Source organism: Rhodoferax sp. (assembly GCF_012927445.1).
Lineage (GTDB): Bacteria > Pseudomonadota > Gammaproteobacteria > Burkholderiales > Burkholderiaceae_C > Rhodoferax.
In genome coordinates, this window is the sequence record NZ_JABBPD010000003.1 from 155,199 (window position 1) to 175,762 (window position 20,564).

The following is a 20,564-nucleotide window of genomic DNA, read 5'->3' on the forward strand; positions in this document are numbered from 1 at the left end:
AATTCTGCATCAAATGCCGCCGCCGATACGGCGATGATTCACCTGCTTATATAAGAGAGACGATATGGGATTCCTGACAGGAAAAAAATTGTTGATTACCGGTGTTTTGTCCAAGCGTTCTATCGCTTATGGCATTGCGCAGGCCTGCCACGAGCAAGGTGCCGAATTGGCTTTTAGCTATGTGGGCGAGCGCTTCAAAGAGCGCATTACCGAATTCGCGGCAGATTTTGGTTCCTCACTGGTATTCGACTGCGATGTTGGCGACGACGCGCAAATTGAAAAATTATTCATCGATTTATCGGCGCACTGGCCTAAATTTGATGGCTTTGTGCACAGCATTGGATACGCCCCCCGCGAAGCCATTGCCGGCAACTTCCTGGACGGTCTGACACGCGAAAACTTCAGAATCGCCCACGACATCAGCGCCTACAGTTTTCCCGCCATGGCCAAAGCAGCCCTGCCCTACCTCAGTGACAAGTCATCCTTGCTCACACTGACCTACCTGGGCGGCGTGCGTGTCGTCCCAAGCTACAACACCATGGGTCTGGCGAAGGCGTCGCTGGAGTCTTCCGTGCGTTACCTGGCCGATGCCATTGGTCCGCGGGGGATGCGCGTCAATGGCCTGAGCGCTGGAGCGGTCAAGACCCTGGCCGCCAGCGGCATCAAGGATTTTGGCCGGCTGCTGGCCATTTCAGCCAGCGCATCGCCGCTCAAACGCAACGTGACAATTGAAGAAGTGGGCAATGTCGCCGCTTTCTTGCTGAGCGATCTGGCTTCCGGCATGACGGGCCAGATTTCTTACGTGGATTGTGGCGTCAGCCAAACAGCCGTGGCGGTTGTCGAAACCCCAACTTCTTAATGAAAATAGCTGCTAGCCCCCGTTTACCGGGCGCGAGCAGCTATTAATCCGATAGCAATTGCGTCAGTCTTTGACGCAGTCTGCGTAGTAGTGACGCTGACCGTCTGTCCCTTCTTCTTCCACCAGTCCATGAATGTCGGTCTCGAAACCCGGGCATTGGCTATTGAACTCGCGTGAGAATTTGAGGTAATCCACAATCTTCTTGTTGAACACTTCCCCTGGGATCAACAACGGAATGCCGGGCGGGTATGGCGTCACCAGGCCGACCGTGATGCGGCCTTCCAGATGGTCAATCTCGACCCGCTCGGTTTTGCGCAGCGCAATGTGGGCATAAGCATCACTGGGCTTCATGGCGGGCGCCAAGTCGCTCAGGTACATGTCAGTCGTCAACCGTGCAATATCGTATTTGGCGTAGAGCTGGTGCACATGCTGGCACAGGTCGGCCAATCCCATTTTTTCGTATTTGGGGTACTTCTGGCAAAACTCGGGCAGGATCCGCCACATCGGCTGATTCTTGTCATAGTCATCCTTGAACTGCTGCAAGGCAGTCAACATGCTGTTCCAGCGGCCCTTGGTGATGCCGATGGTGAACATGATGAAAAAGCTGTACAGCCCGGTCTTCTCGACCACCACCCCATGCTCGGCCAGGAACTTGGTCACGATGCTGGCGGGAATCCCCGTTTTGGCAAACTTGCCATTCAAGTCCATGCCGGGCGTCACCACCGTCGATTTGATCGGGTCCAGCATGTTGAAGCCGGTGGCCATCTTGCCAAAACCATGCCAGTTGACGCCGGCCTTGGCCTTGGCTGATTCACCTTTGATGATCCAGTCGTCAGCGCGTCCGATACCTTCGTCGACCAGCTTGTCCGGCCCCCACACCTTGAACCACCAGTCGTCACCGTACTCTTCATCGACTTTGCGCATGGCACGGCGAAAGTCCAGGGCCTCGGCAATGCTTTCTTCGACCAGGGCGGTGCCACCGGGTGGCTCCATCATGGCGGCTGCGACGTCGCAACTGGCGATGATGCTGTACTGCGGGGAGGTCGAGGTGTGCATCAAGTAAGCCTCGTTGAAGAGGTGCTTGTCGAGCTTGACGGTTTGCGAATCCTGCACCAGCACCTGGCTGGCCTGGCTGATGCCGGCCAGCAGTTTATGGATGGACTGCGTGGCATACACCATGGCGTGTTTCGGGCGGGCACGCTTTTTCCCCATGGAATGGTAAGAACCATAAAACGGATGGAACGCCGCATGGGGCAACCAGGCCTCGTCAAAGTGGATGTTCTCCACATAGCCGTCCAGCATGCCTTTGACGGTCTCGGTGTTGTACAACACGCCGTCGTAGGTGGATTGCGTCAGGGTCAGCACCCGGGGCTTGATTTTGCTGGCATCCACGCCTTGCAAGTGCTCCCGAATCAAGGGGTTAGCCTTGATCTTGGCCTTGATGGCGGCGGGTTCAAACTCGCTTTTCGGGATCGGCCCGATGATGCCGAAGTGGTTGCGCGTGGGCTTCAAAAACACCGGAATCGCCCCGGTCATGATGATCGCGTGCAGGATGGACACGTGGCAATTGCGGTCCACCACCACCACGTCATTGGGCGCGACCGTGTGGTGCCACACCATCTTGTTGCTGGTACTGGTGCCGTTGGTCACAAAAAAGCAGTGGTCGGCATTGAAGATGCGGGCGGCATTGCGCTCGCTCTTGCCAATGGCGCCGTCATGGTCCAGCAGCTGACCCAGTTCTTCGACCGCGTTGCAAACGTCAGCGCGCAGCATGTTTTCGCCGTAGAACTGGTGGTACATCTGACCGACCGGGCTTTTCAGAAAGGCAACGCCCCCTGAGTGCCCAGGGCAGTGCCAAGAATAGGACCCGTTCTCCGCGTAGTCGAGCAAAGCTTTGAAGAACGGCGGTTGCACGCCTTCCAGGTAGTTCTTGGCTTCGCGAATGATGTGGCGCGCCACGAACTCGGGCGTGTCTTCAAACATGTGAATGAAGCCGTGCAACTCGCGCAGGATGTCATTGGGGAGATGGCGTGAGGTTTTGGTCTCGCCATAGATGTAAATGGGAACATCGAGATTTTTGCGACGCACTTCTTCAATGAAATGACGCAGGTTCAGCACCGCCGGGTCCAAATCGGGGCCGGGCGTGAACTCTTCATCGTCAATCGACAAAATAAAGGCGCTGGCGCGGCTTTGTTGCTGCGCAAACTGGCTGAGATCGCCATAACTGGTGACACCCAGTACTTCGAGGCCTTCAGACTCAATCGCCTGGGCCAGCGCCCGAATACCCAGACCTGAGGTATTTTCAGAGCGGAAATCTTCGTCGATGATGACAATGGGAAAGCGAAATTTCATTGAGAACTCCAGCCAAGCACAGCAAAAAATGTGAAACAGGCGCGAAGTGTACGGACTTATTAAGTCTCGTCACTTGCTCACCCCTTCTTTTGCCTCAAAATGCAGCGATAGCAACACATTTAGGGGCGATATGGCTGAATCAACGATCTGGTGGGTGCTTGCAGGCGCTGTGATCGCGGTCGAATTACTGACCGGAACATTTTATTTGCTCATGCTGTCCATGGGTTTGATTGCTGCGGCCATCGCCGCCCATCTCGGTGCCACTGCCACGGTGCAATTCGTGGTGGCAGCCGTTGTGGGCGGTGGATTTGTGGTCGCATGGCGTCTCTACAAACAAAAAACGCCATCCGCCCTGCCCGCCGGTGCCAATCACGACGTCAATATGGATGTTGGCGAGAGCGTGCATGTTGAGGCATGGGGCCCGGACGGTACAAGCACCGTGAAGTACCGCGGCGCTAATTGGAGTGTGTCACTCCTACCCGGCGCCATGCCCGCCCCGGGACTCCACGCCATTGTGGAAGTTGTCGGTAGCCGACTCATCCTTAAAAAATTGTGAGCATGTGCCAACCACTTGGCGTTGGATTTAACTGGAGAAATTGATGGAAATTGCAATTATTTTGTTTGTGTTGGCGGCGGTGTTTATCACGCAATCGGTCAAAGTCGTCCCGCAGCAGCACGCCTGGGTCGTCGAGCGACTCGGTAAATACAATGGCACCCTGACGCCCGGCTTGAGCTTTCTGATGCCTTTCGTGGACAAGGTGGCTTACAAACACGTGCTCAAAGAAATTCCGCTGGATATTCCCAGCCAGGTTTGCATCACGCGCGACAACACCCAGCTGCAGGTCGATGGCATCTTGTATTTTCAAGTGACCGATGCCATGCGCGCCAGTTATGGCTCAAGCAACTACATCATGGCGATTTCGCAGTTGGCGCAAACCTCATTGCGCTCGGTCATCGGCAAGCTGGAACTGGACAAAACATTTGAAGAGCGCGACATCATCAACGCTCAAGTGGTGCAGGCGATTGATGAAGCTGCACTGAACTGGGGCGTTAAGGTGCTGCGTTATGAGATCAAGGATTTGACGCCCCCCAAAGAGATCCTGCACGCCATGCAACAGCAGATTACGGCCGAGCGCGAAAAACGCGCCCTGATTGCAGCGTCAGAAGGTCGCCGTCAGGAACAGATCAACATTGCCACGGGTGAACGTGAGGCATTCATCGCACGCTCTGAAGGCGAGAAACAGGCTGTCATTAACAAGGCCCAGGGCGAAGCCCAATCCATCACCGCTGTTGCGGACGCCACCGCGCAAGCCATCGAACGTATTGCCGCAGCGATTCGTCAACCCGGTGGTGCCGAGGCGGTGCAACTCAAGGTTGCAGAAAAAGCCGTCGAGGCCTATTCCAAGGTGGCGGCAGATGCCACCACGACCCTGATCGTGCCCAGTAACATGACCGAGGTGTCAGCGCTGATTTCATCGGCGATGAAAATGGTGCAGGTCCAACGGATTAATTAAGCGCCGAAAAACAAAAAACCCGCAGTTCTCAATGAAAACTGCGGGATTTCGTATGTCTGCGGATGATTCAAGACATGTATGCTGGCGGATCAGGCGGGATTCGAACCCGCGGAGGGTTTGACCCCTCGCACGCTTTCCAGGCGTGTGACTTAAACCGCTCATCCACCGATCCAGCGTGCTGAATTCTAACTGAGCCAAGGGCTGATTTCTATTGGACGACCAAACGAGGTAATAAAAAAGCCACCTAAGGGTGGCTTTTTTTGCTTTGCGCGGAACCGGTTTAGTTCAGAGCCACCTTTTTGTCAGCCTTGTAGGTGTACAGCGTCATCGCCGGGTTTTTCAACTCACCATTGGGCTCAAACTGCACATTGGTCGTAATACCCTTGTAGTTGGTGTCCGCCAATTTGGACAAGTAAACCTTGGGGTCTGCGCTGCCAGCACGCTTCATTGCGTCAACCAACACGTTAACGGCGTCATAGACGTAAGGACTGTAGATCTGGAACTGGCCTGGGTATTTGGCGTCATAACGCTTCTTCCAAGCTGTGCCGCCCGGCATTTTGACCAACGATGCAGCACCTTCCGCGCAAATCACGTTGTCAAGCGTTTTGGCACCCGCAGACTGTTTAATCAGGTCGTTGGTGCAAATGCCATCACCGCCAAAGTACTTGACGTTGGTGAGACCCAGTTGCTCCATTTGACGCAGCATGGGACCCGCTTGAGCGTCCATGCCACCGAAAAATACGCCATCCGGATTCTTGGCCTTGATCGCGGTCAGGATGGACATGAAGTCAACGGACTTGTCCGTGGTGAACTGCTCGTCAACAATGGTGATGCCTTTGCTCGCGGCTATCTTCTTGAATACATCTGCAACACCTTGGCCGTAAGCACTACGGTCATCAATGACGGCAATGCGTTTGAGCTTCAAAGCGTCAGCGGCATAAAAGGCCAGCCCCGCGCCCAGTGCATTGTCATTGGCCAACAGACGAAACGTGGTTTTGTAACCAGGCTTGGTTAAATTGGGATTGGTCGCCGACGGGGTCACCATCGGAATTCCGCAATCATGGTAAATTTTGGAAGCGGGGATGGTGGTGCCTGAGTTCAGGTGCCCCACAACGCCATTCACTTTGGCATCGCACAGTTTTTGTGCAACGGCCGCACCTTGGCGAGGGTCGGCGGCGTCGTCTTCTGCCATCAACTCTAACTTGACCTTCTTGCCTGCAATCATCACGCCAGCGGCGTTCAGGTCTTCAATAGCCATGCGGGCGCCATTCTCGTTGTCGCGTCCGTACGTGGCCTGTGCGCCCGAAACCGGGGCGACATGGCCGATCTTGACGATCATGTCCTGTGCCAGGGATACGCCAGCGGCAGCGGCAATAGCGGCAGCCACGGTGATTTTCAATTTCAATTGCATAGACAACTCCATTGTTAAGAAAAATGTGAATTTAACCAATACACATCAGACACGATAACGCAAGTTTCGCGCCAGAACCATAGGGAAGACACCAATCAGATTGGCTCATTTTCATGACTTATGTTGATGCAGATCTGCCCGTGTGCGCATGAATTCAGACACCACTTGCCGCACGACCGTCTCCAGCTCCTCATGAAGGCGCGCACTCATGGTTTGCAGCTGTTCTGTCATCAAGGTGTGTACCAAGACATCAATTTCTTCGGCCATACGGCGTTCCAGGACCACCGCCACCTGTTTCTGCACTGTCTGCACTATTTCATCAAGCTCTGGTGCAGGCGCTGCCGCCACAGCATGCCGGTGCAAACTGGAGGGATCAACCACCTCCGTCAGCGTTGGCAGAAAACGGGGCAGGTTTCGGGGTGTTGTACTCATCAAGCTGATGTTTTCAAGGCTAAATCATGCCGTGTGATGGCGTAGCCACGGTCAGCGTAATGCTTCCAGCGGCCACGCGCCAATTGGCGGTCTTCATCATCAAGGCAGACCACTTCAATCACACGTTCAAACCGCTCAAAGCCGCTAGGAACAAGCGGACCGAGATTGAGGAGCACCTGCAGATGGGGCACGGCCGCAGTTGACGCCGCCAAAATAACAGGTGAAGCCGCAACGAGTGCGGCCTCGCTGTCAAGAAGACAATGCGGTACAAAATCGGTGGCTGAAAACGTCCACAGTTCCGTATCCAGCTGCTGCAAGGTGTCGGGCAGGCCTGTCACCACAATCTTCGCACCACTGCTCACGGCCTTGCGCAGCAAACGGCAGGCATAGGCCACCCGGTCAGGCGCATTGAAGTGGAATGCAACCTCGGTCATTTGTGTTTGGCAGAAGTCAGCAGGTATTCCAGTAACAGGGCGACCGGGCGACCGGTAGCGCCTTTGGCGGCGCCGCTTTTCCAGGCGGTGCCGGCAATGTCCAGATGGGCCCACGGGAATGCTCCCGTAAAACGCTGCAGAAATTTTGCTGCGGTGATCGCACCCCCGGCGCGTCCGCCCACATTGGCCACATCCGCAAAATTGCTTTTCAGGCCTTCTTCGTAATCGTCATCTAGCGGCATGCGCCAGCACAGGTCAAGCGAGGCGTCACCCGCTGACAACAGTGCCGCTGCCAATTCATCGTTGGCAGAGAATAGGCCGCTGCGTACCGCCCCCAAAGCCACCACGCAGGCACCCGTCAGCGTGGCAATGTCTACCACGGCACGTGGTTTGAAGCGCTCGGCATAGGTCAAAGCGTCGCACAGCACCAAGCGCCCTTCGGCATCGGTATTGAGAATTTCAATGGTTTGGCCACTCATGCTGGTGACGACGTCGCCCGGCTTGACGGCCCGACCATTGATCAGATTCTCACAGGAGGGAATCAAGCCGACCACGTTAATGGCGGGCTTCAACTCTGCCAAGGCCCGAAACACGCCCAACACGCTGGCGGCGCCAGACATGTCAAACTTCATCTCGTCCATCTCGGCGGCGGGTTTGATGGAAATACCGCCACTGTCAAAGGTGATGCCCTTGCCCACCAGCACCGTGGGCGCTTCGGACTTCACGGCACCGTCATAGCGCAATACGATAAAGCGCAAGGGTTCTTCCGAACCCTGGGCGACGGCCATGAAAGAACCCATGGCCAATTTCGCCACTTCTTTGGGGCCAAGCACTTCACATTTGATATTCGGCAACTTTGCCAATGCCCGTGCGGCGCCGGCCAGTAGTGTGGGCGTCGCATAGTTTGCCGGACGGTTGGCCCATTCTTTGGCAAATTCACTGCCCGTTACGGCGGCGACAGACCGGTCGAAAACGGCCTTGACCTTGGGTGAGTTCTGTAAACCCAGCACAACACGCTGAATCGCCCTGCCCTCAGGTTTTGATTTGGTTGTCGTAAATACATAACTGGCTTCAGCAACCGCCATCACGGCAGCGCGAACGGCATTCTCCTGCGGCAAGGTGGCAAAACAGATGGCCAACTTTTTGACATTGACCGCTTTCACCGCCGCAACAGCCGCTGAGACGGCTTGCCGCACCTCTTTCGCCGACCCATCACCGACGCTGGCCAGCACCGCCCGTGAACAGGCCATTCCTGCGGGACGGTAGACCACCAGCGATTTACCCGGTTTGGTCTCCAGATCACCCGCCTTGAGCGCTTGAGCCACCAGCGTTGATAAAACGTCTTTTCCAGGTTTGAAGGACTGGCTTAGCAGCACAATCAGGGCATCGCACTTTTCATTTGCTGCACCGGCAATGTCAAATGTCTTGAGTTCAAAGTTCATAATTCAGCTTTTCTAATTAGTTAAGGACAGCGCTTGCTCAGCTATCACATAGTTGGGGGTCTGTCCCGAAAATTCTCAGTCTATGTTATTCCATTCCTCCATTCGCAAGGAGCTGGCGCGCAGTTTTGGCGCTACCTTGATCGTGCTGGCGACGGTTGTCATGACCATGACGCTGATCCGCACGCTCGGGCAGGCTTCGCGTGGCAGCTTCAATCCGTCTGACGTCATGTTGGTCATGGGTTACACCGTGCTCGCCTACATGCCGACCATCCTGACCATGAGCCTCTTCATCTCCATCATCGCGGCCTTGTCACGCATGTACCGTGACAGCGAAATGGTGATCTGGTTCACCAGTGGCCGGGGGTTGTCGGCTTTGCTCGGCCCCTTGTTCTGGTTTGCCTGGCCTGTCTTGCTGGTGGTGATGGCGCTGGCCTTGCTGGTCTTGCCCTGGTCCAATCAAAAAATTGAAACCATGAAGGACCAATACGAAAAACGCGGTGATCTTGAGCGGATTCAACCCGGACAATTCCAGGAGTCGGCCGCCGGGAAACGGGTGTTTTTTGTTGAAAAAGATGCCACCGGCAAGCAGTCGGGCTCGAATGTCTTCATTGCCACGACTGAAAACGGGAAAGAAACCGTGACATCGGCCCGCAGCGGTCGCGTCGAATTGGTGGGGAAAGATCGGTTTTTGATGCTCAGCAATGGGCAGCGGCTGGAAAGTACGATTGGCAAGTCCGATCTGAAAATCAGCGAATTTGAAGAATACGGCATCAAGGTCGGCGTTGATATTCTCGGTGACCCTGACTACGTTGCAATCAACACCCGCCCCACCCTGGTGTTGTTAAAAAACCTGACGCTGCCCAACCTGGCTGAGTTGTCATGGCGCATTGGCTTGATCCTGGCGGCCATCAATTTTGTGATCATTGGCATCGCCGTCTCAAGCGTTAACCCCCGCGTGGGCCGAAGTGCCAACCTTGTTTTTTCCATGTTTGCTTTTGTCCTGTATTACAACCTGTTGAACCTGGGTCAAAGCTGGATTGCGTCGGGCAAGTTCTCCTTTGTCGGTTTTCTACTGGCGTTGCACGGTAGCGCGCTGGTGTTTGGACTCCTCTGGCTGGCCAAGGGCCATAACAACTGGAACTGGAACACCTTTTTGGGCCTTCGTACTTCACCCACCTCCCTTTTGCGGAAGTCATCGACTTGAAAACCATTCGACGCCTGATCTACGGTGAAGTGCTCAAAGCGGTGGCGTTTGTCACGCTTGGGTTTATTTCCCTATTTTTCTTTTTTGACTTTGTCGAAGAAATCCAGTCTCTTGGGCGCCATGCCACCGCCGAATATCGGCTGGTGCATGCCTTGACCTATGTGACGCTGATGATTCCGAGCCACCTTTATGAGTTACTGCCCATCGCCGTTTTGATCGGCACCATTTTCGTGATGGCGGGTTTTGCGCAAAGCTCGGAGTTCACCATTTTGCGAACCAGCGGACTGGGACCGTGGCGGGCTTTGAAAACACTTCTGGTGCTGGGTTTGGGGTTTGTGGTGTTGACGTTTGCGATCGGGGACTACATCTCTCCCGTCGCGGACCGCACCGCGCAACTCATCAAGGCCCGTTACCAAGGGCTCATCACGGTCGGGCAGACCGGCGCGTGGCTGAAAGAAAAACAGCGTTATTCGCAGTATGCGGTCAACGTCAGCGCATTGGATTCGGACGGCAGCATGCGGGGCGTCCGTGTCTTCGAATTTGACAGCAAAGGGTTCCTGATCTCCCTGGTGCAGGCCGAGACCGCAAGCTACAGCGCTGATGAATCGTGGGCCCTCCAGCAGGTGAGCCGGACCGAGTTCCCCGTCCGCGGCACCGATACCGCTCGCATAGAACGCACCCAACTGGATACTTTTCGCTGGCCCAACCAAATCAGCGCGGAGATGGTGTCGGCCGCGCTGCTCAAGCCCGAACGCATGAGTACCGTTGACTTGTTTGAGTACATCCGGCATCTGGATGCCAATGCCCAGAGTGCGCAGCGTTACGAGATTGAATTCTGGAAGAAGGTTTTTTATCCCCTGAGTTGTCTGGTGATGGTGGTGCTGGCCCTGCCCTTTGCCTACCTTCACTTTCGCTCGGGCGGTATTGCCACCTATGTCTTTGGCGGCGTGATGGCCGGCATCAGCTTCTTCTTGCTGAATAACGTATTTGGCTATATCGGCAACCTGCAGAACTGGCAGCCCTGGCTGACTGCCGCGCTGCCGGGCATGATTTATTCACTGCTGTCCCTCACCGCGTTTGGCTGGCTGGTGCTGAGACGTTAGTGCAATGACTAAAGATAATGACTTTTTGATGCAATCTAATATGGTGCGCGGAACGATTCTGTTTGCCCATGGCTCACGCGACCCTTTGTGGCGCCAACCCATTGAGGCGGTGGCCAGTCAAATTCGGCAGATAGCGCCATCAGTTCATGTCCGCTGCGCTTATCTGGAAATCATGGAGCCTGCTCTGCCTGACTGCGCCGCCGAATTGGTCACGCTGGGCGTTACCTCGATCACTGTGGTGCCGCTCTTTTTGGGTGTCGGCAAGCATGCAAGGGAAGATTTGCCCCTGCTGATGGCGGCGCTCCAGACCCGCCATCCGCAGATTGCGTTCAAGCTAAGGCCCGCCATCGGCGAAGAGGCGCAGATGATTGAGTTGATGGCCCGCATTGCCCTGTCCTGAAGATTACTCAGTTACTTGCATATGTAGCTGAGGCATAATAAATTTCATTGTTAGTTGAAATTTAATATGAACCTACATCAATTCCGCTTTGTTCAGGAAGCCGTCCGGCGCAATCTCAACCTGACGGAAGCGGCCAAGTCCCTGCATACCTCCCAACCCGGGGTCTCCAAAGCCATCATCGAGCTGGAAGAAGAGCTGGGCATCGAAATTTTTGCGCGCCACGGCAAGCGCCTCAAACGCGTCACCGAGCCAGGCCAGCATGTGCTCAAAAGTATCGAGTTGATCATGCGCGAGGTCGGCAACCTCAAGCGCATTGGCGAGCAATACAGTGCGGAAGACAGCGGCACTTTGTCCATTGCCACGACCCACACGCAGGCCCGCTATGTGCTGCCGGAACCAGTCGCCAAGCTGCGCCAAGCCTACCCCAAGGTCAACGTCAGCCTGCACCAGGGCTCACCTGACCAGGTGGCCAAAATGTTGATCGATGAAGTGGCCGAGATTGGCATTGCCACCGAATCGCTGGCGGGTTATTCGGAACTGGTGACCTTGCCGTGCTACGAATGGGAGCATGTGCTGGTACTGCCCGTGGGCCATCCCTTGTGCCTGAAAGAACACCTGACACTGGAAGACATCGCCCTTGAACCCCTGATCACCTACCACCCGTCCTACACCGGTCGCACCAAAATTGACCACGCGTTTGCCACCCGCAAGCTGGAACCCCGCATTGCGCTCGAAGCGATTGACTCGGACGTGATCAAGACCTACGTCCGCCTGGGCCTGGGCATTGGCATTGCCGCTGAAATGTCGGTCCGCGACGTGATCGCGGAAGGGGCCAAGAGCGACCTGGTGGTGCGTCCCGCCGGGCTTTTGTTTGGCCAGAACGTGACCCGGGTCGCCTTCAAACGCGGCGCCTACCTGCGTAATTTTGTCTACAAATTTGCCGAATTGTTGAGCGACCGTTTGAACCGCAATCTGGTGGCCCAAGCCATGACCGGCCATGTCGACGACTACGAGTTGTAAAACCAGCGCGCTCTTTCACTGATTCAATGCCATGACTACTGCACCTACCCCGACGCTTCAAACCAAGCTGCCGCATGTCGGCACCACCATCTTCACCGTCATGTCCACGCTGGCGGCGGAGAAAAATGCCGTTAATTTGGGCCAGGGCTTTCCTGACTTCAACTGCGACCCGAAGCTGGTCGATGCCGTGACCGACGCCATGAGGCAAGGCCTGAACCAATACCCGCCGATGCCCGGCGTGCCGGTGCTGCGCGACGCCATTGCTGCAAAAATAATAGCGCTGCATGGCCGTGAATACAGCGCGGCCAGCGAAATCACCATCACGGCGGGGGCGACCCAGGCCATCATCACCATCGTTCTGGCCGTCGTGCATGCGGGCGACGAGGTGATCGTGCTGGAGCCGTGTTACGACAGCTACGTGCCCAACATCGAGCTCGCCGGTGGCGTGCCGGTGCGGGTGCCGTTGACACCGGGCACTTTCCGCCCCGACTTCGACAAGATCGCGGCGGCCATCACCGCCAAGACCCGCGCCATCATCATCAATTCACCGCACAACCCGAGTGGCACGGTGTGGACGGCGCAGGACATGTTGCGCCTGCAGGAGATTCTGGCGCCGACCAACGTGCTGCTGATCAGCGACGAAGTCTATGAACACATGGTGTTTGATGGGCAAGAACACCAAAGCGCGGCGCGTTTTGCCGGCCTGGCGGCGCGCGCCTTCATCGTCTCCAGTTTCGGTAAAACCTACCATGTGACCGGCTGGAAAGTGGGCTATGTCGCCGCCCCGGCCTCGCTGACCACTGAGTTTCGCAAGGTGCACCAGTTCAACGTGTTCACGGTCAATACCCCGGTGCAATACGGTCTGGCGGCCTACATGGCCGACCCGAAACCGTATCTGGAACTGCCGGCCTTTTACCAGCGCAAACGTGATCTGTTTCGGGACGGGCTCAAGCGCACCAAATTCAAGCTGCTGCCGAGTGAAGGCACCTACTTTCAGTGCGTCGACATTTCAGCGGTGAGCGATCTGGGCGAGACCGAATTCTGCAAATGGCTCACCTCGGAAATTGGCGTGGCCGCCATTCCGCTGTCGGCCTTTTACGGCAACGGTTTTGACCAGCGCGTGGTGCGCTTCTGCTTTGCCAAGAAGGACGAAACGCTGAATGCAGCGCTGCAGCGTCTGCAGGCGCTATAAAAACAGGAGCTACTTGCGCTTACGGCACGGGGGCTAGAGGCTATTTTCGATGAAATCGTTTGTAAAAACAGCTTGCGAGGCCAGCATCAGTTCGGTTTATTTGTAAATTTTCTTGAGCAATTGCTGCAAGGTTTTCCGCTCTGCGTCAGTTAAGCGGGCGGTGGTGTCCAGCTCAAGTTGCGACGCTGTTTTTTCGGCGGCCTGCATCATTTTGAGCCCGGCAGGCGTGGGGTGCAGTCCCATGGCCCGGCCATCCAGCGGATGAGGCTGCCGGGCAATCAGATCTCTTTTCTCCAGCGCACTCACCATGCTGACCAGGTTGGGCGCCTGAATGCCCAGGGTGGCGCACAACTGGCGCGAGGTGATGCCCGGGTTGTGAATGACAAGGGAAAGCACCGAGAAGTCCACCACGCGCAAATCGTAGATGGCCATGCGCTCCAGAAACACCTCAATGATGGCCAGCGCCGCCCGGCGTGAGTTGTAGCCCAGCAGGGTCTCAAGGTAGCGGGTATTGACCTTTTCGACGAAGGGGGTCTGGGGTTTGGCGTCCATGGCATTCAGCAGAGAAAACTTGGGAGCATACCAACTCGGTTACGCGCAATCCTCAATCCACGCGGTGATGATGTTCAGGCGCATTCCGAATTCAGGCAGCACCCAGTGGCGCACGGCGCTGGCGGGTTCCGTCCAGCGTGCCGGATCGGGGTTGGACGTGTCGGCACGGATGGCGCAGTTGATTTGCAGCCAGGCCCAGGCCATGAGCGTCAGGGCCACGGCGCGCAGGTAATCATCGGCCACCCAATAGGCCAGTTCCGGGTTCTGCTTGGCGGCGGCGACCAAGGCTTGTGTGAGCTGGCCCAGCTCCGCCACCTGGCGCATCAATTGGGCGTGCTCCGCGACTTGGGGGTCCAGGCCCTCGCACAGCGTTTGCAACAGGGTCGCCAAGCCAAGACCGCCATCGGGCAAAACTTTGCGCACCAGCAGGTCAATCGCCTGGATTTCGTTGGTGCCCTCGTAAATCATGCTTACCCGCGAGTCGCGCACGATTTGCTCAATGCCCCATTCGCGCACGTAGCCGTGGCCGCCAAACACCTGCAGGCATTCGCTGCTGCCGTAAAAAGCCTGCGCCGTCCAGGCCGACTTGAGCACTGGCGTGACCAGGCTGCACCACTGTTGCGCCGTTTGCTGGCGCTGCGCCTCCGGGTGATGTTTGGCGATGTCGAGTTCCACCGCGGTGCGGTAGGCCAGCACGCGGCCGCCGTCAATCCAGGCCCGTTGCGTGCTCAAAATTCGGCGTATCGCCGGGTGCTCGCAGATCAGATCGGCCTCGGCGGGCGACTTGCCGCGCACCGGCGCGCGCATCTGGCGGCGTTCTTGGGAATAGGCCTCGGCTTTTTGCCAGGCAGCGTCGAGCAGGCCAATGCCTTGCAGCGCCACATGCAGCCGGGCGGCGTTCATCATGACGAACATCGCGTTCAGACCACGCCCGGGCTCACCCACGAGCCAGCCGGTGGCCTCGTCAAAGCGCATGACGCAGGTCGGGCTGCCGTGCAGACCCATTTTTTCTTCAACCCGCTCGCAGAAAACGGCATTGAGCGTGCCGTCGGGCATCACTTTCGGCGCCAGAAACAGCGACAAGCCTTTGGGGCCAGGGGGCGCCTCAGGCAGGCGAGCCAACACCAGATGCACGATGTTGCTGCTCAGGTCGTGCTCGCCGCCGGAGATGAAAATTTTGGTGCCGCTGAGCTGGTAGCTGCCATCGGCCTGCGCCACAGCCTTGGTGCGAACCAGGCCCAGATCGCTACCGGCATGGGGCTCGGTCAGGCACATGGTGGCCAGCCATTCGCCGCTGGCGACTTTTGCCAGATATCGGCCCTTCAACACGTCGCTGGCGTGGTGCTTGATGCATTCATAGGCGCCGTGCAGCAGGCCGGGCGCCATGGTCCAGCCGTGGTTGGAGGCGCTGAGCATTTCATACAGCGTGGCTTCGAGCACGGCAGGCAGACCTTGGCCACCATCCTCGGTGGCGCACGCCAGCGCGGGCCAGCCACTCTGCCAGAAGGCTTGGTAGGCCTCCTTGAAACCCGGCGGCATGGTGACCGTGCCGCGGCCGTTGACATTGGCAAAGCTGACGCCGATTTCATCCCCCTCGCGGTTGAGCGGGGCCACCACTTCGCCGGCAAACTTGCCGGCTTCATCCAGCACCTGGCGCATCAGGTCGGCGTCCACCTCGGCAAAAGCGGGCAAGGCCTGCAGTTGCGCGGGGGCCTGCAACACCTGCGAGAGGATGAAGGCCATGTCGTCGGTACAAGGTTGGTAAGCGTTCATGATGACTATTATTTTGATAGCTACTTACGCCCTATTAACGGGGTCTAGAGGGCTAAATGATGTAAAAATTTGTGGACAAGCCCGTGGCGCCGGGCGCGCTGTCAGGCTTTCGGCTTGCGGGCGGCGCCCAGGTAGGTGTCGATCACGCGCGGGTCATTGGCCAGATCGGCGGCGGGTCCCTGCAGGGCAATCTCGCCCATTTCCAGCACATAGCCGTAATCAGCGGTTTCCAGCGCAGCGCGGGCGTTTTGCTCCACCAGCAAGGTGGTAACGCCGGTTTTGCGCAAGGCGTCAATCGTGCGGAAAATCTCCTTCACCACCAGCGGCGCCAGCCCGAGGCTGGGTTCGTCGAGCATCAGTAACGTGGGGCGAGACATCAAGGCCCGGCCCACTGCCAGCATTTGCCGTTCGCCGCCTGACAGCGTGCCTGCGAGCTGGGTGCGCCGTTCTTTCAGGCGGGGGAAAATCTCGTACACCACGTCCATTTGCTCGCGCCACTTTTTGTTCCGCAGCCGTACCTGGCGAAAGGCGCCCAGCACCAGGTTGTCTTCTACCGGCATGGTGCCAAACAGTTCGCGCTTTTCCGGGACCAGGGCGATGCCCAGCATCACCCGCTCTTCCAGCGACAGCGCGCTGATCGATTGGCCCTGAAATTCGATCTCGCCCTGCGCGGGCAGCACCCCCATCAAGGCGTTGAGAAAAGTGGATTTACCCGCCCCGTTGGGGCCGATCACGGTAATCACGCTGCCGGCCGAGGCCGAGAGGTCAATCCCGTGCAGCACTTCGGCGCGGCCGTAACCGGCACGCAGGTTCTGGACTCGAAGAATAGGCGTTGTCATCTCAATGGTCCTCAATGTTCGGTGCCGAGGTAGGCGGCGCGCACGGCGGGGCTTTGCTGGATTTCTTCCGGCGTGCCCTGCGTCAGCAGCGTGCCAAATTCCATCACCACCAAGTGATCGCAAACGTCCATCACCAGGTCCATGTCGTGTTCGACCAGCAGGATGCTCACGCCTTCGTCGCGCAACTGGCGCAACACGGCGGCGAGCGCCAGTTTTTCCTGGTGGCGCAAACCGGCAGCGGGTTCGTCCAGCAACAGCAAGGCCGGGTCGCTGCACAGGGCGCGGGCGATTTCAAGCAAACGCTGCGGCCCCATGGCCAGGTTGCCCGCCAACTCGTGCAGCGAGCCACCCATGCCAATGCGCTCCAACTGCTGGGCCGCTTCGCGCAGCAGGCTTTGCTCCTCGGCCCGGTCCAGCCGCAACATGCTTGAGAGTGCCCCCTTGTGCCCGCGCAACTGGGCGCCCAGCGCCACGTTCTCTAATACCGTCATTTCAGGGATCATCTTGACGTGCTGAAAGGTGCGTGACATGCCGCGCCGCGCAATCTCGCGCGAAGGTTGGCCGCTGATGAGCTCACCCCGAAACTTCACCTGGCCTGAGGTCAGCCCCAGCACGCCGGTGATCAGGTTGAAGGTGGTGGACTTGCCTGCGCCGTTGGGTCCGATCAGTCCGACGATCTGCCCGGCCTGGATCGAAAAACCAATGTCGTTCACCGCCACCAGACCGCCGAACTGTTTGCGGATGGCCAGCACTTCCAACACCGTGTCGCCGGTGGCGGGCTTGGCGCGCTCCACCAGCGGGGCGGCATCTTGCCAGTCGTTCACGCGCTGGGGTTTGGGCAAATAGCGCCCCACCAGCGACCACATGCCGTCCGGCATGTACTTGAGCACCAGCACCAGCACGATGCCAAACACGATCGTTTCATAGCTGCCGCTGGTGCCGATCAATTGAGGCAACAGCACCTGCAACTGGTCTTCCAGCAGCTTGGTGATCAGTGCGCCGCTGATGGCGCCCCACACATAGCCAGCGCCGCCCAGCACGGTCATGAACAAATACTCAATACCCATCTTCAGCCCAAAAGGCGAAGGATTGACCGTGTGCTGAAAGTGCGCAAACAACCAGCCCGACACACTGGCAAACAAGGCCGCAATCAGAAAGATGCCAATCTTGTAGCGCAAGGTGTCCACCCCCATGGCCTCGGCCATTTGCGAGCCGGTGCGCAGCGCACGAATGGCGCGCCCGGTGCGGGAGTCCAGCAGGTTGATCAGTGCGAAGGCCCCCAGCAACACCAAGCCCCAGGCAAAAACAAAGAAGGGGCGGCCCTGGCCGATGTCCCAGTCCAGCAATTTGAGGGTCGGCACGTCCAGAATGCCGTCGTACTTGCCGAGCGCGTCCAGGTTGCCCATCAGGTAGTACAGCGACAAGCCCCAGGCGATGGTCGCCAGCGGCAGGTAGTGGCCCGACATGCGCAGCGTGATCCAGCCCACCACCAAGGCGCTCAGCGCCGTGATGGCGAGCCCGGCAAAGACCGTGACCCAGGGCGACAGGCCCATGTTCACCGTCAGGTAGGCGCTGGTGTAAGCCCCGATGCCGACAAACGCAGCCTGGCCGAAAGAAGTCAGACCGCCAATGCCGGTCAACAGCACCAGACCGAGAATCACCAGGCTGTACAGCGCGATGTAGTTGAGCTGCGTGATCCAGAAGTCGGGCAGTGGCAGTAAGGCCAGCACGACGACGCCAGCCAGCAGCGCCAGGCGCTGGGTATTTTGCGTGAATTTCATATCAGTGTTCCTCCGAATGGCCACCGGACATGGAGCGCCAGAGAAGGATGGGCAGAATCAGGGTGAAGACGATGACTTCCTTGAAAGAACTGGCCCAGAACGAGCCAAAGGACTCCACCAGGCCGACAAACAGGGCGCCGATGGCAGCGGCCGGGTAGCTCGCGAGTCCGCCGATCACCGCGGCCACGAAGCCTTTCAGACCGATCAAAAAGCCGGAGTCATAAAACACCGTGGTGGTAGGACCAATCAGCAAACCCGACAGCGCGCCAATCAGTGCGGCCATGGCAAAGGTGGATTGACCGGCCGTGTGGCTGGAGATGCCCATCAAGCGCGCACCGAGCCGGTTCACTGCGGTAGCGCGCAGCGCCTTGCCATACAGCGTGTGTTCAAAAAACTGCCACAGCAAACCAATCAGGGCCAATGACACGCCCCCGATGATGAGGGTCTGGCCGGTCAGAGTGAGAGCCCCGAGGCTGAAGCGCTCATCCCAGAACGATGGATTGCGAAAGCCTTCGGCACCGAAAAACAGCAGCCCCAGACCGGTCATGGCGAAATGCACGCCGACCGACACAATCAGCAGCACCAGTGAACTCGCATCCGCCAGCGACTGATACGCCAACCGGTACACCAGCGGGCCAAACGAGGTGACAACCCCCACCGTCAACAAGGCCTGCACCAGCAGCGGAAACTGGCGCGGCGCCGCCCAGATCGAGAGCGCCGACATCACGGCGGGCACCAGCAGCGTCAGCATGCCAGCTTTCAGCGCTTTGGGTGCGTTGTGGGTGTGCAACCAGGTCTGGCGCACGTCCAGCACGGACGCCAACACCGCCATCAGCAGCAGCAACCAGACCGTGCCCGGAATCTGGCCGGTCTGAAAAATGGCCAGCGTGAGCGCGCCATAGGCGACAAACTCCCCCTGGGGAATAAAGATCACCCGCGTCACGGCGAACACCAGCACCGTGGCCAAGCCGAGCAAGGCGTAAATGGCACCGTTCGTCATGCCGTCCAGCATCAGAATGCCGACGATTGAAATATCCATGGGGGAGTCCGTTGAAATTAAAAGCCCGTCACGGGCGCCGCCACCGGGGCGACGCCACATGCTCAGCGGGAAGCGTTATTCGACTTTCCAGTCACCGTTGACGACCTTGAGCATCACGCCCGTCTCAGGGGTGTAGCCCCAATGGTCGTCCTTGGTCCAGTTCAACACGCCATGCGACACCACCGTGCGGCCCATGGTTTCCATCGCGTCACGCAAGGCAGCGCGGAATTCCTTGGTGCCGGGCTTGGCTTTTTTGAGCGCCATGGGGACGATCTTTTCCATCACCAGCATCGCATCGTAGGCATGGCCGGCAAACTGGTTGCGCGAACCCAAGCCGTAGGCTTTTTCGTACTGTTGCACGAACGAGATCGCGACCTTTTTGGAGGGGTGACTGTCAGGCAGTTGCTCGGCAATCACGGCCGGACCGGACACCACGTAAGCACCTTCCACCGCCTTGCCGCCGACGCGCATCAAGTCACGCGAAGCCGCGGCGTGCGTCTGGTAAATCTTGCCCTTGTAGCCGCGTTCCACCACCGCCATGTGCGGCATGGCGGCGCCGCTGCCGGAGGCAACGATCAACATCGCATCCGGGTTGGCGGCGACCAATTTCAGCGCCTGTGCGGTCACGCTGGTGTCGGAGCGGGCAAAGCGTTCAGCCGCCACCACCTTGATGCCATTTTTCTCGGCCTCAGCAGTGAAGTCTTTCAGCCAGCTCTCGCCGTAAGCATCGGTATAGCCCAGAAAGCCAACCGTTTTGACGCCCTGCTTCTTCATCAGGCCGATCATGGCGTGGGCCATCACCGCGTTGGATTGGGGCATGCGGAAAGTCCAGCCGTCCTTGCCCGGTGGCAGCACCGCTGGCGAGAACGACAGTTGCACGGTCTCGGCTTCAGCGGCGACCCCGGCCATCGGAATCGCCACCGGTGTGGCGACCGAGCCCATGATGATGTCCACTTTTTCATCGGTCACAAAACGCTTGGCATTCTTGACACCGTTGGTCGGATCGGTCGCGTCGTCCAGCACGATCACCCGCATCTTTTCACCGGCGATGGTGCTGGGCCAGAGCTTGATCTGGTTGTTGGCCGGGATGCCCAGACCGGAGGCCGGGCCGGTCAGCGGCAGGCTGACGCCAATGGTGATGTCCGCTTGCGCCGCACCGGCCGCCAAGACCGCAACGGCGGTGGCGATGAGCGTTTTGATGGTTTTCATGGGTTTGT

Annotated in this window: 19 protein-coding genes and 1 tRNA gene; 8 read left to right on the top strand and 12 right to left on the bottom strand. The window is 58.0% G+C overall.

Features of this window, described 5'->3' with window-relative positions; translation table 11 throughout:
* Positions 1-64 precede the first annotated feature (64 nt).
* Positions 65-859, top strand: a complete 795-nt coding sequence (fabI, locus tag HHJ17_RS04930; protein WP_296503393.1) for an enoyl-ACP reductase FabI — start codon at positions 65-67, stop codon at positions 857-859.
* Between the two features lie 63 nt (positions 860-922).
* Here fabI and HHJ17_RS04935 read toward each other — a convergent pair whose 3' ends face one another.
* Entirely contained in the window at positions 923-3,211 is a 2,289-nt protein-coding gene (locus HHJ17_RS04935; RefSeq protein WP_296503392.1) for an arginine/lysine/ornithine decarboxylase, read from the bottom strand.
* Between the two features lie 130 nt (positions 3,212-3,341).
* Here HHJ17_RS04935 and HHJ17_RS04940 point away from each other — a divergent pair, with 130 nt between their 5' ends.
* Both HHJ17_RS04940 and HHJ17_RS04945 read left to right on the top strand, forming a co-directional pair.
* The gene (locus HHJ17_RS04940; protein WP_296503453.1) at positions 3,342-3,767 is read left to right on the top strand and encodes an NfeD family protein; all 426 of its coding nucleotides are present in this window, start codon (positions 3,342-3,344) and stop codon (positions 3,765-3,767) included.
* A 43-nt stretch (positions 3,768-3,810) separates the two neighbouring features.
* The gene (locus tag HHJ17_RS04945; RefSeq protein WP_296503391.1) at positions 3,811-4,725 is read left to right on the top strand and encodes a stomatin-like protein; all 915 of its coding nucleotides are present in this window, start codon (positions 3,811-3,813) and stop codon (positions 4,723-4,725) included.
* An 82-nt stretch (positions 4,726-4,807) separates the two neighbouring features.
* Here HHJ17_RS04945 and HHJ17_RS04950 read toward each other — a convergent pair.
* The 5 genes from HHJ17_RS04950 to HHJ17_RS04970 all read right to left on the bottom strand — a co-directional run bounded on the left by HHJ17_RS04950 (position 4,808) and on the right by HHJ17_RS04970 (position 8,444).
* A tRNA-Ser gene (locus tag HHJ17_RS04950) sits at positions 4,808-4,897 on the bottom strand.
* A 108-nt stretch (positions 4,898-5,005) separates the two neighbouring features.
* On the bottom strand, positions 5,006-6,136 hold the full coding sequence (locus tag HHJ17_RS04955) for a branched-chain amino acid ABC transporter substrate-binding protein (RefSeq protein ID WP_296505101.1): 1,131 nt from the start codon (positions 6,134-6,136) through the stop codon (positions 5,006-5,008).
* A 111-nt stretch (positions 6,137-6,247) separates the two neighbouring features.
* Entirely contained in the window at positions 6,248-6,568 is a 321-nt protein-coding gene (locus HHJ17_RS04960) for a hypothetical protein (protein ID WP_296503389.1), read from the bottom strand.
* Complete coding sequence (locus HHJ17_RS04965; protein ID WP_296503388.1) at positions 6,568-7,002, bottom strand: DNA polymerase III subunit chi; 435 nt, start codon at positions 7,000-7,002, stop codon at positions 6,568-6,570. Before HHJ17_RS04965 ends, HHJ17_RS04960 begins: the two co-directional genes overlap by 1 nt.
* On the bottom strand, positions 6,999-8,444 hold the full coding sequence (locus HHJ17_RS04970; RefSeq protein WP_296503387.1) for a leucyl aminopeptidase: 1,446 nt from the start codon (positions 8,442-8,444) through the stop codon (positions 6,999-7,001). Before HHJ17_RS04970 ends, HHJ17_RS04965 begins: the two co-directional genes overlap by 4 nt.
* 82 nt (positions 8,445-8,526) lie before the next feature.
* Between HHJ17_RS04970 and lptF the strand changes: the two genes are divergently transcribed.
* From lptF to HHJ17_RS04995, 5 genes are all read left to right on the top strand, one after another.
* Positions 8,527-9,648, top strand: coding sequence for an LPS export ABC transporter permease LptF (lptF, locus tag HHJ17_RS04975; RefSeq protein WP_296503386.1), 1,122 nt, complete (start codon positions 8,527-8,529; stop codon positions 9,646-9,648).
* The gene (gene lptG, locus HHJ17_RS04980; RefSeq protein ID WP_296503385.1) at positions 9,645-10,751 is read left to right on the top strand and encodes an LPS export ABC transporter permease LptG; all 1,107 of its coding nucleotides are present in this window, start codon (positions 9,645-9,647) and stop codon (positions 10,749-10,751) included. The genes lptF and lptG overlap by 4 nt, the downstream gene beginning before the upstream one ends.
* A gap of 28 nt (positions 10,752-10,779) precedes the next feature.
* Positions 10,780-11,151, top strand: coding sequence for a CbiX/SirB N-terminal domain-containing protein (locus HHJ17_RS04985; protein WP_296503451.1), 372 nt, complete (start codon positions 10,780-10,782; stop codon positions 11,149-11,151).
* Positions 11,152-11,217: 66 nt separating this feature from the next.
* A complete protein-coding gene (locus HHJ17_RS04990; RefSeq protein WP_296503384.1) occupies positions 11,218-12,171 on the top strand; it encodes a CysB family HTH-type transcriptional regulator in 954 nt (317 codons plus the stop codon).
* Between the two features lie 31 nt (positions 12,172-12,202).
* Positions 12,203-13,363, top strand: a complete 1,161-nt coding sequence (locus HHJ17_RS04995) for a pyridoxal phosphate-dependent aminotransferase (RefSeq protein ID WP_296503383.1) — start codon at positions 12,203-12,205, stop codon at positions 13,361-13,363.
* Between the two features lie 96 nt (positions 13,364-13,459).
* On the opposite strand, the gene HHJ17_RS05000 is transcribed toward HHJ17_RS04995, so the two are convergent.
* The 6 genes from HHJ17_RS05000 to HHJ17_RS05025 all read right to left on the bottom strand — a co-directional run bounded on the left by HHJ17_RS05000 (position 13,460) and on the right by HHJ17_RS05025 (position 20,556).
* A complete protein-coding gene (locus HHJ17_RS05000; RefSeq protein WP_296503382.1) occupies positions 13,460-13,915 on the bottom strand; it encodes a MarR family winged helix-turn-helix transcriptional regulator in 456 nt (151 codons plus the stop codon).
* A gap of 39 nt (positions 13,916-13,954) precedes the next feature.
* Positions 13,955-15,688, bottom strand: coding sequence for an acyl-CoA dehydrogenase (locus HHJ17_RS05005; protein ID WP_296503377.1), 1,734 nt, complete (start codon positions 15,686-15,688; stop codon positions 13,955-13,957).
* Positions 15,689-15,789: 101 nt separating this feature from the next.
* Positions 15,790-16,527 carry an ABC transporter ATP-binding protein gene (locus HHJ17_RS05010; protein ID WP_296503375.1) on the bottom strand — a complete coding sequence of 246 codons (738 nt, stop codon included), beginning with the start codon at positions 16,525-16,527 and terminating at the stop codon, positions 15,790-15,792.
* Between the two features lie 11 nt (positions 16,528-16,538).
* On the bottom strand, positions 16,539-18,308 hold the full coding sequence (locus HHJ17_RS05015) for a branched-chain amino acid ABC transporter ATP-binding protein/permease (RefSeq protein WP_296503372.1): 1,770 nt from the start codon (positions 18,306-18,308) through the stop codon (positions 16,539-16,541).
* A gap of 1 nt (position 18,309) precedes the next feature.
* The gene (locus HHJ17_RS05020; protein ID WP_296505104.1) at positions 18,310-19,347 is read right to left on the bottom strand and encodes a branched-chain amino acid ABC transporter permease; all 1,038 of its coding nucleotides are present in this window, start codon (positions 19,345-19,347) and stop codon (positions 18,310-18,312) included.
* A 75-nt stretch (positions 19,348-19,422) separates the two neighbouring features.
* Positions 19,423-20,556 carry an ABC transporter substrate-binding protein gene (locus HHJ17_RS05025; protein ID WP_296505105.1) on the bottom strand — a complete coding sequence of 378 codons (1,134 nt, stop codon included), beginning with the start codon at positions 20,554-20,556 and terminating at the stop codon, positions 19,423-19,425.
* Between the last annotated feature and the right edge of the window lie 8 nt (positions 20,557-20,564).

Bases quoted from the DNA above. Each gene is read 5' to 3' on its own strand.
- fabI (WP_296503393.1), top strand. From the start codon at position 65: ATGGGATTCCTGACAGGAAAAAAATTGTTGATTACCGGTGTTTTGTCC.
- HHJ17_RS04935 (WP_296503392.1), bottom strand. From the start codon at position 3,211: ATGAAATTTCGCTTTCCCATTGTCATCATCGACGAAGATTTCCGCTCT.
- HHJ17_RS04940 (WP_296503453.1), top strand. From the start codon at position 3,342: ATGGCTGAATCAACGATCTGGTGGGTGCTTGCAGGCGCTGTGATCGCG.
- HHJ17_RS04945 (WP_296503391.1), top strand. From the start codon at position 3,811: ATGGAAATTGCAATTATTTTGTTTGTGTTGGCGGCGGTGTTTATCACG.
- HHJ17_RS04955 (WP_296505101.1), bottom strand. From the start codon at position 6,136: ATGCAATTGAAATTGAAAATCACCGTGGCTGCCGCTATTGCCGCTGCC.
- HHJ17_RS04960 (WP_296503389.1), bottom strand. From the start codon at position 6,568: ATGAGTACAACACCCCGAAACCTGCCCCGTTTTCTGCCAACGCTGACG.
- HHJ17_RS04965 (WP_296503388.1), bottom strand. From the start codon at position 7,002: ATGACCGAGGTTGCATTCCACTTCAATGCGCCTGACCGGGTGGCCTAT.
- HHJ17_RS04970 (WP_296503387.1), bottom strand. From the start codon at position 8,444: ATGAACTTTGAACTCAAGACATTTGACATTGCCGGTGCAGCAAATGAA.
- lptF (WP_296503386.1), top strand. From the start codon at position 8,527: ATGTTATTCCATTCCTCCATTCGCAAGGAGCTGGCGCGCAGTTTTGGC.
- HHJ17_RS04985 (WP_296503451.1), top strand. From the start codon at position 10,780: ATGCAATCTAATATGGTGCGCGGAACGATTCTGTTTGCCCATGGCTCA.
- HHJ17_RS04990 (WP_296503384.1), top strand. From the start codon at position 11,218: ATGAACCTACATCAATTCCGCTTTGTTCAGGAAGCCGTCCGGCGCAAT.
- HHJ17_RS04995 (WP_296503383.1), top strand. From the start codon at position 12,203: ATGACTACTGCACCTACCCCGACGCTTCAAACCAAGCTGCCGCATGTC.
- HHJ17_RS05000 (WP_296503382.1), bottom strand. From the start codon at position 13,915: ATGGACGCCAAACCCCAGACCCCCTTCGTCGAAAAGGTCAATACCCGC.
- HHJ17_RS05005 (WP_296503377.1), bottom strand. From the start codon at position 15,688: ATGAACGCTTACCAACCTTGTACCGACGACATGGCCTTCATCCTCTCG.
- HHJ17_RS05010 (WP_296503375.1), bottom strand. From the start codon at position 16,527: ATGACAACGCCTATTCTTCGAGTCCAGAACCTGCGTGCCGGTTACGGC.
- HHJ17_RS05015 (WP_296503372.1), bottom strand. From the start codon at position 18,308: ATGAAATTCACGCAAAATACCCAGCGCCTGGCGCTGCTGGCTGGCGTC.
- HHJ17_RS05020 (WP_296505104.1), bottom strand. From the start codon at position 19,347: ATGGATATTTCAATCGTCGGCATTCTGATGCTGGACGGCATGACGAAC.
- HHJ17_RS05025 (WP_296505105.1), bottom strand. From the start codon at position 20,556: ATGAAAACCATCAAAACGCTCATCGCCACCGCCGTTGCGGTCTTGGCG.